At 38.1% G+C, this 15,517-nt stretch carries 15 protein-coding genes; all 15 read right to left on the reverse strand.

The window, feature by feature from the left end:
• Positions 1–230 precede the first annotated feature (230 nt).
• The 15 genes from FFM78_RS10960 to FFM78_RS11030 all read right to left on the reverse strand — a co-directional run bounded on the left by FFM78_RS10960 (position 231) and on the right by FFM78_RS11030 (position 15,512).
• Positions 231–2,918 (reverse strand): YfhO family protein, encoded by a 2,688-nt coding sequence (locus FFM78_RS10960; RefSeq protein ID WP_137638464.1) that lies wholly within the window; start codon positions 2,916–2,918, stop codon positions 231–233.
• Positions 2,915–3,346, reverse strand: coding sequence for a GtrA family protein (locus tag FFM78_RS10965; RefSeq protein ID WP_137638465.1), 432 nt, complete (start codon positions 3,344–3,346; stop codon positions 2,915–2,917). The genes FFM78_RS10960 and FFM78_RS10965 overlap by 4 nt, the downstream gene beginning before the upstream one ends.
• Positions 3,343–4,302 (reverse strand): glycosyltransferase family 2 protein, encoded by a 960-nt coding sequence (locus FFM78_RS10970; protein ID WP_137638466.1) that lies wholly within the window; start codon positions 4,300–4,302, stop codon positions 3,343–3,345. Before FFM78_RS10970 ends, FFM78_RS10965 begins: the two co-directional genes overlap by 4 nt.
• A 407-nt stretch (positions 4,303–4,709) precedes the next feature.
• Entirely contained in the window at positions 4,710–4,940 is a 231-nt protein-coding gene (locus FFM78_RS14195) for a DDE-type integrase/transposase/recombinase (RefSeq protein WP_137638467.1), read from the reverse strand.
• A 535-nt stretch (positions 4,941–5,475) separates the two neighbouring features.
• Positions 5,476–6,444, reverse strand: coding sequence for a stealth family protein (locus FFM78_RS10980; protein ID WP_137638468.1), 969 nt, complete (start codon positions 6,442–6,444; stop codon positions 5,476–5,478).
• A 73-nt stretch (positions 6,445–6,517) separates the two neighbouring features.
• The gene (locus FFM78_RS10985; protein ID WP_137638469.1) at positions 6,518–7,543 is read right to left on the reverse strand and encodes a glycosyltransferase; all 1,026 of its coding nucleotides are present in this window, start codon (positions 7,541–7,543) and stop codon (positions 6,518–6,520) included.
• A 169-nt stretch (positions 7,544–7,712) separates the two neighbouring features.
• Positions 7,713–8,699: a glycosyltransferase family 2 protein gene (locus tag FFM78_RS10990; protein ID WP_171001888.1), complete on the reverse strand. Its 987-nt coding sequence runs from the start codon at positions 8,697–8,699 to the stop codon at positions 7,713–7,715.
• A gap of 2 nt (positions 8,700–8,701) precedes the next feature.
• Positions 8,702–9,469: a DUF4422 domain-containing protein gene (locus FFM78_RS10995; RefSeq protein ID WP_137638471.1), complete on the reverse strand. Its 768-nt coding sequence runs from the start codon at positions 9,467–9,469 to the stop codon at positions 8,702–8,704.
• Positions 9,459–10,838, reverse strand: a complete 1,380-nt coding sequence (locus FFM78_RS11000) for an O-antigen ligase family protein (protein WP_137638472.1) — start codon at positions 10,836–10,838, stop codon at positions 9,459–9,461. The genes FFM78_RS10995 and FFM78_RS11000 overlap by 11 nt, the downstream gene beginning before the upstream one ends.
• Positions 10,839–10,870: 32 nt before the next feature.
• Positions 10,871–11,482: a YveK family protein gene (locus FFM78_RS11005; protein WP_137638473.1), complete on the reverse strand. Its 612-nt coding sequence runs from the start codon at positions 11,480–11,482 to the stop codon at positions 10,871–10,873.
• 60 nt (positions 11,483–11,542) lie between these two features.
• On the reverse strand, positions 11,543–12,256 hold the full coding sequence (locus FFM78_RS11010; protein ID WP_137638474.1) for a sugar transferase: 714 nt from the start codon (positions 12,254–12,256) through the stop codon (positions 11,543–11,545).
• A gap of 242 nt (positions 12,257–12,498) precedes the next feature.
• Positions 12,499–13,242 carry an acyl-[acyl-carrier-protein] thioesterase gene (locus tag FFM78_RS11015; RefSeq protein WP_137638475.1) on the reverse strand — a complete coding sequence of 248 codons (744 nt, stop codon included), beginning with the start codon at positions 13,240–13,242 and terminating at the stop codon, positions 12,499–12,501.
• 68 nt (positions 13,243–13,310) lie between these two features.
• On the reverse strand, positions 13,311–14,180 hold the full coding sequence (gene rsmI, locus FFM78_RS11020) for a 16S rRNA (cytidine(1402)-2'-O)-methyltransferase (protein WP_137638476.1): 870 nt from the start codon (positions 14,178–14,180) through the stop codon (positions 13,311–13,313).
• A 173-nt stretch (positions 14,181–14,353) separates the two neighbouring features.
• Entirely contained in the window at positions 14,354–14,713 is a 360-nt protein-coding gene (locus tag FFM78_RS11025) for a DNA replication initiation control protein YabA (protein WP_125551558.1), read from the reverse strand.
• Positions 14,700–15,512: a PSP1 domain-containing protein gene (locus FFM78_RS11030; protein ID WP_137638477.1), complete on the reverse strand. Its 813-nt coding sequence runs from the start codon at positions 15,510–15,512 to the stop codon at positions 14,700–14,702. Before FFM78_RS11030 ends, FFM78_RS11025 begins: the two co-directional genes overlap by 14 nt.
• Between the last annotated feature and the right edge of the window lie 5 nt (positions 15,513–15,517).

A 15,517-nucleotide genomic window follows, 5' to 3' on the forward strand; every position in this document is an offset into this window, starting at 1 on the left:
GGTTTATTGAGCATAAAAACACCTCACCATTTCTTATGATGAGGCTATCATACCGCGGCCGATACGCTATTTATAGTCGGTCTGTTATTGGGTGCTTACGTTGCAAATTACAGATCGCTTTTATCTCGTAACATATTATTAAACTACATTCCTTGAGCCCCTTATCCAACAAATCAATTCAAACAAATACTTAAATAACTTGTTGGCTAACGTTAATGATTCCAAGAAGACTATGGATTTTTCCGTCTGAGACGTATCTCAACAAAACCAGCATAGCCGACTAAAATAATTGCACTGAAACCTGTTATAAGAAGGCCTGTCTTTAAGCCACTCGGTGTGTATTTAAGCAAAATATGACTATTCTTCGTCGTTATGCGAAGCGCCATCAACCCATCTAGGGCCTTATAAATCTTAACTTTTCGGCCATTTTCAAAGGCCTGCCAACCTCGATCATAAGGCAAGGTCAACAACACAGCCTTATGCTTCTTTTGATTCTCCTTTAAATCAAAAGAGATTTGCTTGGTCGAAACCTTTAAGTGACCGACATCATTTTTTTTAGTTGCCGCCAAAGCAGTCGCAATCTTCTGTGAATCTTCTTGATATACCACTGGTTTAAGTGAGTTGATACTATCAACTACATTATTTTGTGTTCTAATACTCAAGTTTACAGTCTGATGGGCTTTAAATTTGCCTAAATACGTGATGCCATTTTGTTGCTGCATATTGATTCGAGATAGTTCTTTACCGTTAACAAACAACCGCGTATCTAATGTTTGTAAACCATCAATTTGGGTTTGGGTAATATTCGCTGTTGGTAGATAAAAATACAGAGATCCTGACTTTGTTACTCTAACTTGATAGTTATGCTGCCCAGCGATTGCGGTCTCAGCAGTTGCTACATTTTCTGGATGGTACGCTGTATTTATAGCTAATACATTTTTAAAAACTCGATTCAAGTAAATAAACGGATCAGCGCTAGTATCACGATTAATGTTATTAGCCGATATCACGCTAATGTTTACTAAGCTGGCCAAATTAAGTGCATACTTGTTTTCATATATATCATAACCATTTTTGGAATAGATTTTACTATTATAAGGTGCATTATAACTCAAGTTATAGCCACCTAATTGCGAGCCTGCACCATTTTCCACCTTTGATCCATACAACATTGACCGCATCGGCTGACTACTATTATGAATAACATATCTAATTCCCAGCAGGCTATCCACCGCAAAAGTTGAACCATTATTAAAGTTAGTCCAGCGCCACCAATTATGATTTTGAAAATAACCTAATTTTTGTAATAAATTAATTGTATTTGGACTTTCAGCCGAACTATAATCGCTTAGTCCATAATAATCAAGTAACAAAGGATCATCATTTGAGCGTTCAAATGTAGTGCCCACACGATAAAAATTTTTTTTATTATCTGGTAACTGTCGTAAAACATGATTAACTTGACTTGTGTATTTAGAAAAACTATTAACAGAGACACCATTAATATAAGCATTCTGATAGGCATTAAAGCCCAAATCAACTATCAGCAACAATAGTAAAGTCACGTCAGTTGTCTTTTTAAAGCGATCGAAATAATAAAATGAAAAAATAATGCCCAGGAAAAAGAATAGATTAATTGCAATCAAAGGAACAGTCAGTGTCCCCGAATTCAGTTTTCCAAGTAACAAGGTACCCATTACATAGATTACAAGCAAATTCGATAAAGTTTTTAAATTAATTTTGATTGAATTATTCAGAATAGCATCATACGCAATGACAATCAAAAAAAAGGTAAATATAAAGGCATTACGATTAGGCATTCCAATAGGTGAATTAAATCCATGCCAGATCTGATAAGTTCCTTGAACAACTTGTGCCATGGCCAAAACCAGCAGAAATCCCGCTGTAGTCAACTTTTCTGGTAATTTAATTTTTTTACTAGAGAAATAAATAAAGCATAAAGCAACTACCAGCATGCCACCATATATATATGGATAAAGTTGATTTGCCTTTACACCAGAATATAGCTGAACCAGTAAGTCCAAGGGTTGAAACATTCCAGTTAATCGAAAATGATATGGATTACTTTTCACACTCTGTACGGCCTTTAATCCTGGTAATAAAACTACTGCTGATAAACCAACGCTAATAATACTTGATATTACTAATTTAAAAAAGCTCGTCCTAAGCTGTTGTCTAAGCGTAACATTGTGCCTAAATTTCGTAACTAATAAACGATACGCGTAATAAATCATAACAAACAAGCAAACCATAAAACCAATATAATAATTTAGTAGAATAGCAAAAAGCAAAGCAAAAATATAGACATATGGCCGTTCTTGATTACTTATTTTCTCCAAGCCTAAAATAACGATTGGTAAAAGAATAATTGTATCGGTCCACATCAGATTGGTCATATAGCAAACCTCATAAGACATTAGCGCAAATGACGCAGCAAGACAAACCTGAAGCAAACTATTTGCTTGAACCATACCCTTATTCTTCAATGAACGACTAGTATTTCGTTGATGATAATTAAGAAAACAAAGCATACTACAACCTAGTAGCCCAATCTTAACCAGAATCATCAATGTGATTGCAGCCGGTAATTTAGCCACAGGAAAAGCTAAAAGAATAAGGTTTAATGGGCTTAATAAATAGTAAGCAAAAATACCAAAGAAGTTACCACCCATACTCATTGAAAACGAATAAAGTAGATCATGAATATTGGTGAAATGATTTTTTAAATAAGCAAAAAAGCTTATATATTGGTTGTTTAAATCACTTGTAATTGCAGCGTGACTGCCAAATGGGAAGACCCCTTTAGTAAAAAAAACCACTAACATAATAGAAACTGGCAAACAAAAGACCGCCACATATTTAATAAACGTACTACCTAGCTTATGTTGCCTACTCATTTTGCTCCTCTTTCTTTAAAAATGACTGCTTTGCTAAAGGTATAATTTAATATCACGATCACAAATTGGGTCAGAATTTTAGCAAACACATCATTGATTTTGAGTACTGAAACCATTACAAACATCGAACCCATATCAAAAACCCCTGATAAAACACGCATCCACAAGAATAGTAAAAATTCCTTTAGAAAAGGAAGTAGCCCAACCGTACGTGATTTAAAAACAAAGTATTTATTGGTAAAAAAGGCAAACACGACCGAAAGAAACCAAGCCAACAAATTGGCCAACAAGTAATACAAGTGTAATTGAGAACTGGCTAGCCAAAAAACACCTAAATTAACCGCCGTTGTCAAAACACCAAAGACGATATAATTGATCAATGCCATATTTTTAAGTAAAATTTTTTTAATGTTGTTAATTAGACTCATACCTTTTTCACCTGTTTTTGCGTTTCATCATGTGTGTGGTAATTCTCAATAAAATATAAGGGGCGCTGTTTAGATTCTACAAACACACGCGCCAAATATTCACCAATAACCCCCAAGGATATTAGTTGAACCCCACCAAGTAATAGGATTCCAATCATTAAAGAGGCATAACCAGATACATCGCCTAAACCAAATATCCTTTGAAACAAGACGATCAACATATAAATAAAGCCAAAAAATGAAACGAGCACTCCCATATATGTTGAAATACGCAACGGTACGGTTGTGTAAGCAGTCAAACCATTAACGGCTAACTTTAATAATTTAGAGAAACTCCATTTAGTGATGCCACTTTTACGTGGTTGCGCAATATAACTGATTGCCTTTTTCTTAAAACCGACCCAGCCATAAAGACCCTTGGTGTAACGGGCCTGCTCGCGCATTGAGGCCAAGGCATTAACAACCTTTCGATCTAATAGACGAAAATCACCGGCGTCAGGATAAACCTTTTCCATAGTCATTTTACCTAGAATTCGATAATAAGTTTTAGAAAACCAAATCTTACTTCTGCTCTCGCCTAATCTTTCTTTGCGAATCGCATACACGTCATCAAATCCTTGTTCCCAATAATGCAACATCTCTTTAATGACTGCCGGTGGTTGTTGTAAGTCAGCGTCAATTACGACTACCGCATCACCTTTTGCATAATCAAATCCGGCTGTCATCGCAACTTCTTTACCATAATTCCGTGATAAATCTATGTAAGATACCCGTTGATCATGCTTTGATAACGCATCAATCAATTCCAATCCTTTATCAGAACTGCCATCATTGACAAACAACATTTCAAAATTATAAGTTGGTAAACTATCTAAAGTTTCTACTAAACCATCGTAAAAATCCCGTAACCCACCCTCTTCATTATAAAAAGGGATAATAACCGTAACTACTTTCATTTTCTCCTCCAAGGATTTATTAATTGATATCATATAAGTTTACTCGTAATCATACTTTAGCTCTCGGTATTATATCATTTTCAAGACACGTAAACTATTTTTCACCGATTATTATTTTACTATATACCACAAAAATTTATGACTTAAACAGTGATTTCAGCCATCTGTTTATAAAATAGAATCAACTTTCACACTTTAAATAAAGAAGCGGTTCAGCCCCTGTCAAGGAGATAATTAAATAATTAAAGTTTTTGCACGGCATGAGTCCGATATTCTATCAAGGTCATGCCGTTTAGTGTTACTTGGAGCCGATAGTAGTTTTACCAGTCAATAAATTGATCGATTTGAACGATTAATTTTTTTAACATTGCCGTTCTAAAAGCAAAAAATTCATCTTTCACATGACTTCACAAGAATTCTATAAGACTGGTATCAATCGGTGTTCCGGTCCGAGACATACTATAGGTAATACCATTACTAGCTAAAAAAGTGTTATATTCGCCTAATATATAACTGGATCCTTGATCACAATGTAAAACTGGTAGCTTAATACCTTTTATAACTTTTAAGGCTATTCGAATAGTATCGGTTGCTAATACTGTGATCTCAGTATCAGCTACTTGCCAGCGATTGACCACTTTGCTTTAGCATCTTGACCCAATCATAGACTTGCCCATAAGACACGTTAAATTATGAGTTGCACCTTTATAATCCATAACATTGGTAATGACCCATTGCGCAATTTCAATGCGTTCCAATTTAGTAGTTTTCCGACCATCTTTCACAGTAGTGGTATTCAATAATTTACCACTAGTATACCGGAATACCCATTGATAGATGACTGAAGCATTAGGAATTTGACATTCTTTGACTAATCGAGGATAAGAGGTGTGGCCTGCAAAACACTTCTGAACGATCTCCGCTTTAAGCGCAACTGGGTGCTGTTGTTTCTGTCGTTGTAGACTTTCAATCTCATACTTTTGGTAGCCTTCAACTCACTTTTTAACTTGACAATGATCAATACCATACTTTCTACTATCAAGAGTCATACCCTGTTCCACTAAATAGATACGCTGTAGTTTTTCCTCTAGGCTATACCGAAAACCTTTTCTTTCCAATATAAAAAACTTCTTCCTGAGTAGGAAGTTAGCACCTTTTTGATTTTAATAACAGTTATCTCATTTCAAATTTCTTGTTCAGTATATTTAGAATTGGCGGTAATTCTGCTTCTAAATTTGCACCATCAGAATCATTGATGCATAACATCATGTGCTGACTATTTTTAATATCAGCAACAATTGCCGCAGTCTCAGATTGATCATAAAATTGGCTAAACGCCACACTACGCGGTGAAAATTGACCACTTTGAAGTTGAAAATAACGCACTAACCAATGTGAAATATCACTTTTAGTTCTAAATTTATTTTTTGAACAACGATCCAACAATTCCGGTTCCAACTGCCACAATCGTTCAAAGTTACTTTTTCGATAACTTAATGGCGTGTGCGGATTGTAAAAACCAACCGTATCATGCCAAGGCAAGCTTAACATTGATCGTGTTAGTTGCTTACCATACTTCAAATTAAAATATTTGCGCCAATTCTTCTTAATGCCGGCCCATTTACTGAAATATTTGTTTAAAACGATCACGTCATTTAAAATGATATGTGAAAAATGGTTATCGGTTGGGATCACTGAATAGATTGCCGCATCTTTAGGATCACCATTGTTCGTAAAAAAGTCTTGCGGCGTCACCGGCCGATTTAAGATCATATCGTCATTAAATAAAATAAAATGTTCACTAAGGTCCTTAATCCGTGCGATATTCAACTCAATAACATTTGAGTTGAACGTTGGTAAATACTGCGCTGGAATATAATCGGTATGATCGATAACGGTCAACACATCATCCGCCTTAAACCAGTCAGGTCGTTGACCATCGGTGACCAAGTAAACCTTATGTACCCACGGCGCGTACTTCCTAATTGATGCAATTGAGTACTTCAATAGGTCAGTATCTCTAAAGCGGTCAACGCTATTTAAGTCTGTGTCCAAGTTCCAATCACGCAAGGCCGTTTCCCGTTTTTTGGTGATCCTAGCATCGCTACCATCAACCCATGGCAGTACAATGTCGATATCCATAACCAGTTTCTCCTTTCTACTTTGCAATTAACGGTCGTTCTTATAACAAAACCGTGCTCCAAGAAACATGATTCTAATTATTTTCGGCGATTTGTACAGTCCTTTTAATCATTGCCCCATTGATCAATTGTTGTTGCATTTTTTGAACTGCTTTCAAAATTATCGCATATTGGTTTGGTGAAAGTTGTTCGATGCGACTTGGAATCTCTGTCAAAGAATCAATCGTCAATCCCAAGTTGTTATCTTCAATAAATTTCGCAACCCCAGCATTTTTCCAGACAATTACTGGAATACCAGCGGAAATATAAAGTGAAGTTTTATGAGGATCAATAAAGCGCAGGTATTCACCACCTAAACCGGTAACTGAATCAATTGCATTGCCATCCCAAACCAAACCCCAGCCATTAACTAAATATTGTGGCAATTCATCAGATGGTACACTACCGTGATAGTTAACTGAATTATCTAATAAATTTTTATCGGCAATATTACCCCATAAATGATATTGCACGGTTCGTGTACTCTTTAACCTAGTCACAAACTTAGATTTGATCAAATTACCGGCAAAAAAGACTTTACCGGCAATTGACTTTGTAGTCGTTGACTTATTTATTGTCGGTACATAATAATCAAACAGTCCTAATGTAATCACATTAGCCACCAGGCCGAGCGCAACTAACTTCTGCTTCATTACTTCATTGTGTACGATCACTGAATCAAATAAATTCAAACGAGCCAATTCCTTTTGCTGATTACTAGCCACTGGTGGAAAGCTATCGCGTAAAAATGGTAGATCATGTACGACTGCGATCTTGTGAGCCGCCTGAACTACCACTCGTTGATAAAAGCGGTCAGTATCTAAATCACTGGAATACACTGGGTATTGCACAACCACAGTATCCTTTGGCTGAACTATTTTAGCTAATTTATTGATAGAGCGTAAACGATTAAATTGTCGGGTCAATTTATTATTTCCAGAACGTGTGGCAAAGGTCAACACTTTGAACCCTTCCGCTGACAGGAACCGATCAATATCGGTGTGCGCCTTTACGGATGCATCTTGTTTATTTGGTAGCGCATGACTGATCACATACTTCATTTTTTCACCAACCATTAATATTTTTTATGTCATATAATAACGCAACTAAATGACGCAAAAAACCGACACCAATCGCGTCATCCACAACGAATGATGCTTGATGCCGGACTGGCTCCACAGATACCAATAATTAAAAAATAATTAATTTGCGTCATCTTGATCCTCTAGTCTATAAGTACTTCCTGCTGTACATTTTATTATAGGTTGATGTAAAACACAACATCATCCAAAAGGCCAACCGATATTTAATTGGTACGTTAGGCTTAAAACTGCTACTCACACCAATTTTATTCAATAGATACTGCCGCTGTTGTTGTGCACACCACTGAGGATCATATTTGACATGGTGATGAATCGTATAGATCCAGACTCGTAATTTTAAGGCCGCCATTAAATTAGTCTGCTCGGCAGTACTTAAATCAGTTTGCTGCAATAAATCACCACATTTAACCAAATAAGCAGCGCTTAACTGATCAATTTCTCGATGAAACGAGGTAGTAGTACTATCTTGACGTTTGTAAAAATTATATAGTGGCTGAGCCACAAATCTAATTCTAGTATAAGTGATCGCGTTTAAATACTGCCCCACAAACAAACTATCTTCAAAGAAATTTGCATTGGTGAAGCGTAACTGCTGGCGTTCGATCACTTCACGGCGAAATAATTTATTCCATAGACCAACATCACATTCAGTGTTTGCGCCAAAATAAAGCTTAAGTAGCTTATTTTGATTTTGTGCCTGCTGAATAACCGGCAATTCAACGTCACGTTTGGTCACCTGACCGCGGGTATCAACAAAAACTTTATTGATACCCGTTTCGACGAGATCCGCACCAGCCCGATTTTGAAATAATTGTTGAACCATGTCCGACTCAAGATCATCGTCAATATCCACAAACAGAATAAACTGACCAGTTGCTTGATCCAGCGCTTTATTACGTGCAGCAGCCTGTTTCTGGTTGGTTTGCGTTAAAAGCATCAGTGGTAATCTGGCCGTCCAATCTGCCGCAATTGTCCGACTATTATCAGTTGAACCATCATCCACAAGCAGTATTTCAAATTGCGTTGGCAGCCAAACCTGCCGTTCGATACTGGTCAAACATTTATCAATATAAGTCGCAGCATTATACATTGGAATGATTATACTCAGATCCATCATTACACCCGCTTAGGCTTTAACATCCGCAATAACATACTGCCGCCCTTTTTAAACCAGTTTTGTGGTTCCATAAAAACAAAGGGCACTTCAACCGTTTTATAGTTTGCATGCTGTGCTAACCACACATCCAGTAACCGCTCACTTAAAAAGCCAAACACCCGTGCCTCATAAGTATCATAGTCGGAGATATCTAGCTTTTGTTCTACTTCACTTAAGATTGCAAACAACCACGTGCAGTACTCCATAAATGGTTGCTTCCTCATAATAAACATATTAAACATATGTGCTGAGCGCCGAGCCATCACTTGCTGAAATGACGGCAAATAAGCGGGATATTTTGCTGCAATAATTTGTTTAGTTAATTGTAACGGTTTTGCATGATGAGCATCTAAATAATGATGTCGATTAGTTTCAATATAATAATGTCGTTTAGTTGGTAAAATAATATCATGGTCGGCCAACAATGCCATAGCTTCACTTTTAGATAAGATCTGGTTTAAGTCTTTTTGTCGTTTAGGGCTAAAATAACGACGGTAATGCACCAAACCAATGGCGTCGGCATCAAGATTTTTCCAAGCCCAATAAATCGCCGTCAACTCATTATAGTGTGCATTTTTAGCCGAAATATTATCACCAGTATTGTCGCCAATAAAAGTATGATTGACGTCCGGATGCAAGGCTTTCCCCACAAAGATTGGCAAGTATAAAGATTGATCAGCCGGCATTTTATAATTTTTATGTGCCGCCACTAATATTTTAATATTCATTTTGAAGCTGTCTCCCAACAAATTTGATCATCACAAAATAGAAAAATAGGATAACTAGATAAATATTATCCGCCCATGAGAATGTAAACAAAGCCAACACGAACAACATAAATAATGAATAGAAGAAACTCTCGATCAACACTTGATACAGTGTTAAACTGACATCATTTAACGCCTCAATTTTTTGATAAGCCGCCATTGCTTGCTTGCACTTATGATAAATAAACACAACAACTGGAATAACCCCAATTAGACCATAGCCGGCCAGCCAGCCACCCCAAATACTTTGGATCGGATATCCAGATTTCTGAAAGATATTCTGATATTCCCAATTATTGATCGTACTTAACGGAACAAATTTAAAGTTATAGTAGCTGGTGAATCCGTCACCAACCCCAGTGATCGGGTAATGTACAAAAGTTAACAATAACCCAATCGTACCACCTAAACGGTTAGAAGTTCCCTGCTTTTTAAATAAGAAACTATTTAAAAGATTCTGCACATATGGCACCGTGAAATAAACCAATGCCAAAATGCCACAAGCAATTAGACCCAGAATAAGTAATTGATTCCGCCGCTTGCCCTTTAACCGGATCAGTAAAATCAAAACGGAAAAAATAATCACTAAAATACCTGTGGTTGTTTTAGCAAAAAACAACACAAAAAAACTAGTTAACAACAGTAACCAATAAAATTTAGTTACAGTTCGATCAACTCGATTTTTAAAATAAGAATAATTGTACCGAATTGCCGCTAAGATCAATGGAATAAAAACAACTGCCAATAAAACCGCCAAAAAACTGGCCTCAGATGAAAAACCATTAACACGGTGAAGTGTGGTCGTATAACTGCCCATAGCGTAAAAATCGGCCCGTCCAAAATGCTTAGCCTCAAAAAGTTTACCCACAAGATTGACCCAACCATTTAGTACTGGGCTGACCGTTGCCACAACTTGAGGTAATAATACTAAAATAGTAAAACCAACAAAAGTTTTAATGGTTCCTTGCACAAATTTCAAGATTTGGGTTTGACTGTCGATCAACAAAACCATTAAATAATAGATGAAAAAGATATTCGCAAAATAAGCAACCGTATTAACCGAGCTATTCATAATGCCACGGGTGAAATCCGGATGGTCAGTCACGACGTAGCTAACACCAATCATTAATAATTGGTCCACTAAAACGATAAACGCCCACAACGTGACTTTAGGCGCAAAAGTGATTGTGTCAAGCCTTTCTGGCTGTAACCAAAGCTTGCGACAAAATAAAATAAAGTAAAGATAAATGGGGATTGAAGCAAGCGTAACTGGTATTGACGACCCATAAGTTTTTGAAAAAAGACCAATTAATATTAGCCACTGCGCCATAAAACAAGCCTCCGATATTAAAAATTGACCTCTTACTTACGTTTCAACAAACCACCAATGATCAATTCACCAAGAACACCGATCACGCCACCAAGAATAACACCGTACAAAATTGCCTTTTTGCCACTAAACGAAGAAGCTGACACATTCTTAGTGCTGGCCTTATCAAGTATAGTCACTTTACTGGTGCTTGAAACCGTTGCAACCTGCTTTTTAAAGCCTTGTGCTACTGCGTTACTCTCTTTAACTGCCACTGATTTTGAACGATCAGTTGATTGAATATGCATGATCAATGAGTCTGCAGTCGTATCAACAGTCACGCCCTTTTTCAAGGCAGAGATTGTCCCCTTATACGATTTATTCTGCGCTAACTGCTTATGTACTTTGTTCATGACTTTACTAGAACTAATAAAATCGCGATATGTACCCATTAGACCAAGTTCACCGTCAACCTGTTGTTGCAAATGATTACTGCTTTCGTGTTTCAGTTTAATCATAATCGATGACTTGGCCGTATAGGCTGGCTGATAGCCTCTTTTGGCGTAGCTATGGCTAAAGAACCCGCCAATTAACGCCAGAATCAAAGGAATATACCAAAATTTTAAAACGGTTGTAACTAATTGCTTAAGTGAAAATTGCTGCATCACTTGACATCTCCTTCTTAATAAAAAATGTTGATGACTAATATCATCAACATTCACTGACTAATAAGCACCTGTATGTTTAAATATACTAGCAATATTCATGAAAATAATCTTAATGTCGAACCATAAACTAGCATGATCAATATAGTAAAGCTCAACGTCACAACGTTCTGGATACTCAATATTACTACGGCCACTAGCTTGCCACCAACCCATTGCGCCAGGTGTCATCGACAAAAGCTTATCAACTTGATTGCCATATTCCTTTAATTCAGGTTCTACAACCGGCCGTGGTCCGACTAAAGCCATATCTCCTTTAAAAATGTTGATAAATTGTGGTAATTCATCGATCGAAGTTTTACGAATAAAACGACCAAAACTGGTGATCCGTGGATCCTCTTCTGCCGGTAACTTATAGCTATTAGCAATATACTTACGGTATAAAGCTGGATTAGCTTTTAGTTTTTTATCGGCGTTAACCACCATTGAACGAAATTTCCAAATTTTAAAAGGTTTACCATTTTTTCCGATCCGCCGTTGTTTATAGATCATCGGACCTTTATTAGCACCAAAACGATAGATGATCGCCATAATTAAAAACACAGTAGGTAACATCACGATAAGGGCAAGTCCGGAAATAATAATATCACAGGCTCGTTTAATTGCTAAATAAGTTTTTGAGCGTGTTTGCATATCTTCAAGGTATTTAACTTGGTTAGCTGTGAGTAGCTTGGATTGTTGCCAGTTAGCACCCACACTTTCCTTTTTCTCCATCAATATTTATCCTCCTAAAACCGGATCGCAAAAGCAAATCCGTAAGTCAGTACACAGCGTACGTGGCTTCAAATTCACAAAGTATTGTTGTCATCAATATCCCCAGTCACAGACAACAAATGTAAGTATACTGAATTCCCTTTATAAAAACAAGTTTAGTCGGAAACTCAACACGATACTTTTCTCAGTATAACAGTGTCACCTGCCGGCAGCAATAAAAATCAGACACGGTTACAGAAAATTTAGAAATCTTTAATACGTGGTCGCCAAGTCACTTCAGCCTCCGCACAACGACTACCTTTATTAGCAATTAAATGGTGACTAACTTGGTCCGTAAGTTGATAATAACTTTGCGCGGTATCACCAGCGGTTAGCTCATGCTCGTAACGAATATTAACGCTGACAATGTCATGACTGGCTAGGTAAGCCATCCCTAGATTATCAAACATCCAATCAAAATAATGAACATTATTTACATGTTGATTAGCATCAATATCGTAATAACGCACACGGTAAGCCTGAGTTTGTGCTGCTGCTAGCTCAACATGATGAATGCGGGGAAAATGTTTGATTCCCGTAATTTCCGGTACTGCAAATGGGGCAACTAAAGCTGGAATCACGGCCACCATATTGCGACTGGTATAACTCATTAATACCCAGGCACTGTGGATCGTCGCTAGTCGTTCGCCAGCAGCATCATCGACCCAATAGTCACGGTAACAAAAGAATTTATTGTAGCCGGTGGCCTTCGTTCCGAAAGTAACGACCTCATCAACCTGTGGTAGCCGGCTTAGTTCAATTTGATACTGGGTCACGACCCAACCTACATTATAACTATGAATAACTTCATTGGTCAGACCTAATTGCTCATTTTGTCGCTCAGAAACTAAAATTGCTACGTTTAGTAACATGGCTAAAGTCATTTGATTTTTGGTGTCGCCTTCATAATAAGTGACCTGATGTTTTTCCGTATAAATCGCCGCCACAATGATTCCTCCGCCCTTAATTTTATTCTAGCATGGCTAGGATCGAGATAAAAATTTAACAATCGCCTTTAAAATTGATGATAGGCTTTGTAGACCTCTTGTTTCGGTACTGCTCGTTGTTTGGCCACCGTTTTGATTGCGGTCTTCGCATCACTGCCTTCACTGATCAATTGTGCCACGTAATCATGAAGATCCAAGTCAGCGTATGCATTTTCTGTTGTCATCGTTGGTTGTGGATTACCTGCAACTAAGATCACAAATTCTCCCCGGGGATCGTGCTCGTTAAACCAAACTAACGCTTCAGCTAAAGTCCCACGTAAAAAGCTTTCGTATTTTTTGGTCACTTCCCGAGCCAAAACGACCTGCCGTTCACCGCCAAAACTAGCGGCTAAACTAGTTAAAGTTTTTAACAATCGATGCGGTGCTTCATAGAAGATCATCGTCTCAGTACGATTAGTCAACGGCACTAATTCAGCCAGTTGCTGTTGCGCCTTGCGCTGTAAAAAGCCATAAAAATAAAACGGCTGCGGTGCCAACCCTGAAGCAATTAAGGCTGTCAGCCCTGCATTGGCCCCCGGTAAAGGCACTACTGGGATGGTCTGAGCGATAGCAGCTGCCACTAATTCTTTACCTGGATCACTGATTGAAGGCATTCCAGCATCACTGACCTGCGCCAACGACAAACCGCTTTGTAAATGGGCTAAAAGTCGTGGAATACGTTCTTGCGTATTATGCTCATGAAAACTAATTTGTTTCGTTTCAATGGCAAAATGGTTGAGTAATCGTTGGGTATTGCGTGTATCTTCTGCCGCGATCAAGTCAACTTGCTGTAATACCTTAACGCTGCGCATCGTCATATCATCGAGATTACCGATCGGTGTAGGAACTAAATATAAGGTTCCTACTGTATGCGCGGCAAAACTGCGCTGTTCTTCCATAAAAGTTCTCCTATTCGTAAATAAGCCGCTTGAATTAATGCACCTATCAAACCAAATACACAACAATCGGCAAGGGCGCACGCATTTATAATCAACCGCTTGCTTGTTTTAGCCGCTATTCTGCTCGACAAATCAAGCCCTAATAAAAAAGCCGAGTCTGCACCCAGCTTAAGCTAATGCCGTTCACCATAAATAACGTCGAGACAAAATGCACACGGTTCATCGTCAATTCGACGTGATCCGTACATCAAGTAACAAACATGAAATCCTTCTTCGTATAATTTCTCTAAATTAGCCCGCGATTTCGATAATTGCGGTGTTTGTTCCTGCTGCTTAGTTGCCTGTTGCCGTTCGACTTCTTCTGATTGAATTTCTTGCAAATGTTCCCGCAAATGTTGATTTTCAATTTCTAACTCCGCATTCCGTTCTAAGATCTGCGTCATATCCGTTTGCATTTCATCAATTCGCGCCAGCATTCGCTTAGTATCGGCTTCTAATTGCACAAAACTATCGTACAGTTCACGTTTCTCCACTTTTGTTCACCTTTATCTTAATTTCTTCTAAATCATAATCAACTGGGACCTCATGTCCATCTAGCCGAACACGTAAAACGTGTGCTAGCAAGTTCATTCCCACGATTTTACCAGGACCATCGACCGTCATCACCCGCTCACCATAATCTGGTAAAGCGGCCTTAGCGTTTTCATACAATTCATCTTCAAACTGTAAGCAACACATTAAGCGGCCACATAAACCAGAAATCTTAGTTGGATTAAGTGATAGATTTTGGTTTTTAGCCATTTTGATGGAAACTGGAACAAATTCACCGAGAAAAGTTGAACAACAGAGTGGCCGGCCACACGGACCAATGCCACCTAATATTTTGGCCTCATCCCGAACACCGATTTGCCGCAATTCAATTCGCGTTTTAAAAACACTGGCCAGATCCCTGACCAACTCGCGGAAATCTACACGACCATCAGCTGTGAAGTAAAAAATCAGCTTGTGCCGATCTAAGGTGTAACGAGCTGCAGTAACTTTCATTCGTAAACCGTGAGCCCGAACTTTCTGCCGTGCTTGATGTAAAGCCGCCTGCGCATCCGTCTGATTACTAGCCGCATGTGCTAAGTCAGTGTCAACTGCTGTCCGCTCCACAATAATTTCATCTAAGGCCACTTCTTCTGGTGCCAATTCTTGTAATTGCACGACTTGGGCTAGATCCTGACAATGATTAAATTTAACAACAATTTGACTGCCACTGTGCACCTGTAATTGGTCAACCGCCCAATGTGATTGACCAGCCTTTTGAAACCGAATTTCCATAACTTTCATCCGTA

The organism is Loigolactobacillus binensis (assembly GCF_005405165.1).
Classification (GTDB): domain Bacteria; phylum Bacillota; class Bacilli; order Lactobacillales; family Lactobacillaceae; genus Loigolactobacillus; species Loigolactobacillus binensis.

Bases quoted from the DNA above. Each gene is read 5' to 3' on its own strand.
- FFM78_RS10960 (WP_137638464.1), bottom strand. From the start codon at position 2,918: ATGAGTAGGCAACATAAGCTAGGTAGTACGTTTATTAAATATGTGGCG.
- FFM78_RS10965 (WP_137638465.1), bottom strand. From the start codon at position 3,346: ATGAGTCTAATTAACAACATTAAAAAAATTTTACTTAAAAATATGGCA.
- FFM78_RS10970 (WP_137638466.1), bottom strand. From the start codon at position 4,302: ATGAAAGTAGTTACGGTTATTATCCCTTTTTATAATGAAGAGGGTGGG.
- FFM78_RS10980 (WP_137638468.1), bottom strand. From the start codon at position 6,444: ATGGATATCGACATTGTACTGCCATGGGTTGATGGTAGCGATGCTAGG.
- FFM78_RS10985 (WP_137638469.1), bottom strand. From the start codon at position 7,543: ATGAAGTATGTGATCAGTCATGCGCTACCAAATAAACAAGATGCATCC.
- FFM78_RS10990 (WP_171001888.1), bottom strand. From the start codon at position 8,699: ATGGATCTGAGTATAATCATTCCAATGTATAATGCTGCGACTTATATT.
- FFM78_RS10995 (WP_137638471.1), bottom strand. From the start codon at position 9,469: ATGAATATTAAAATATTAGTGGCGGCACATAAAAATTATAAAATGCCG.
- FFM78_RS11000 (WP_137638472.1), bottom strand. From the start codon at position 10,838: ATGGCGCAGTGGCTAATATTAATTGGTCTTTTTTCAAAAACTTATGGG.
- FFM78_RS11005 (WP_137638473.1), bottom strand. From the start codon at position 11,482: ATGCAGCAATTTTCACTTAAGCAATTAGTTACAACCGTTTTAAAATTT.
- FFM78_RS11010 (WP_137638474.1), bottom strand. From the start codon at position 12,256: ATGGAGAAAAAGGAAAGTGTGGGTGCTAACTGGCAACAATCCAAGCTA.
- rsmI (WP_137638476.1), bottom strand. From the start codon at position 14,180: ATGGAAGAACAGCGCAGTTTTGCCGCGCATACAGTAGGAACCTTATAT.
- FFM78_RS11030 (WP_137638477.1), bottom strand. From the start codon at position 15,512: ATGAAAGTTATGGAAATTCGGTTTCAAAAGGCTGGTCAATCACATTGG.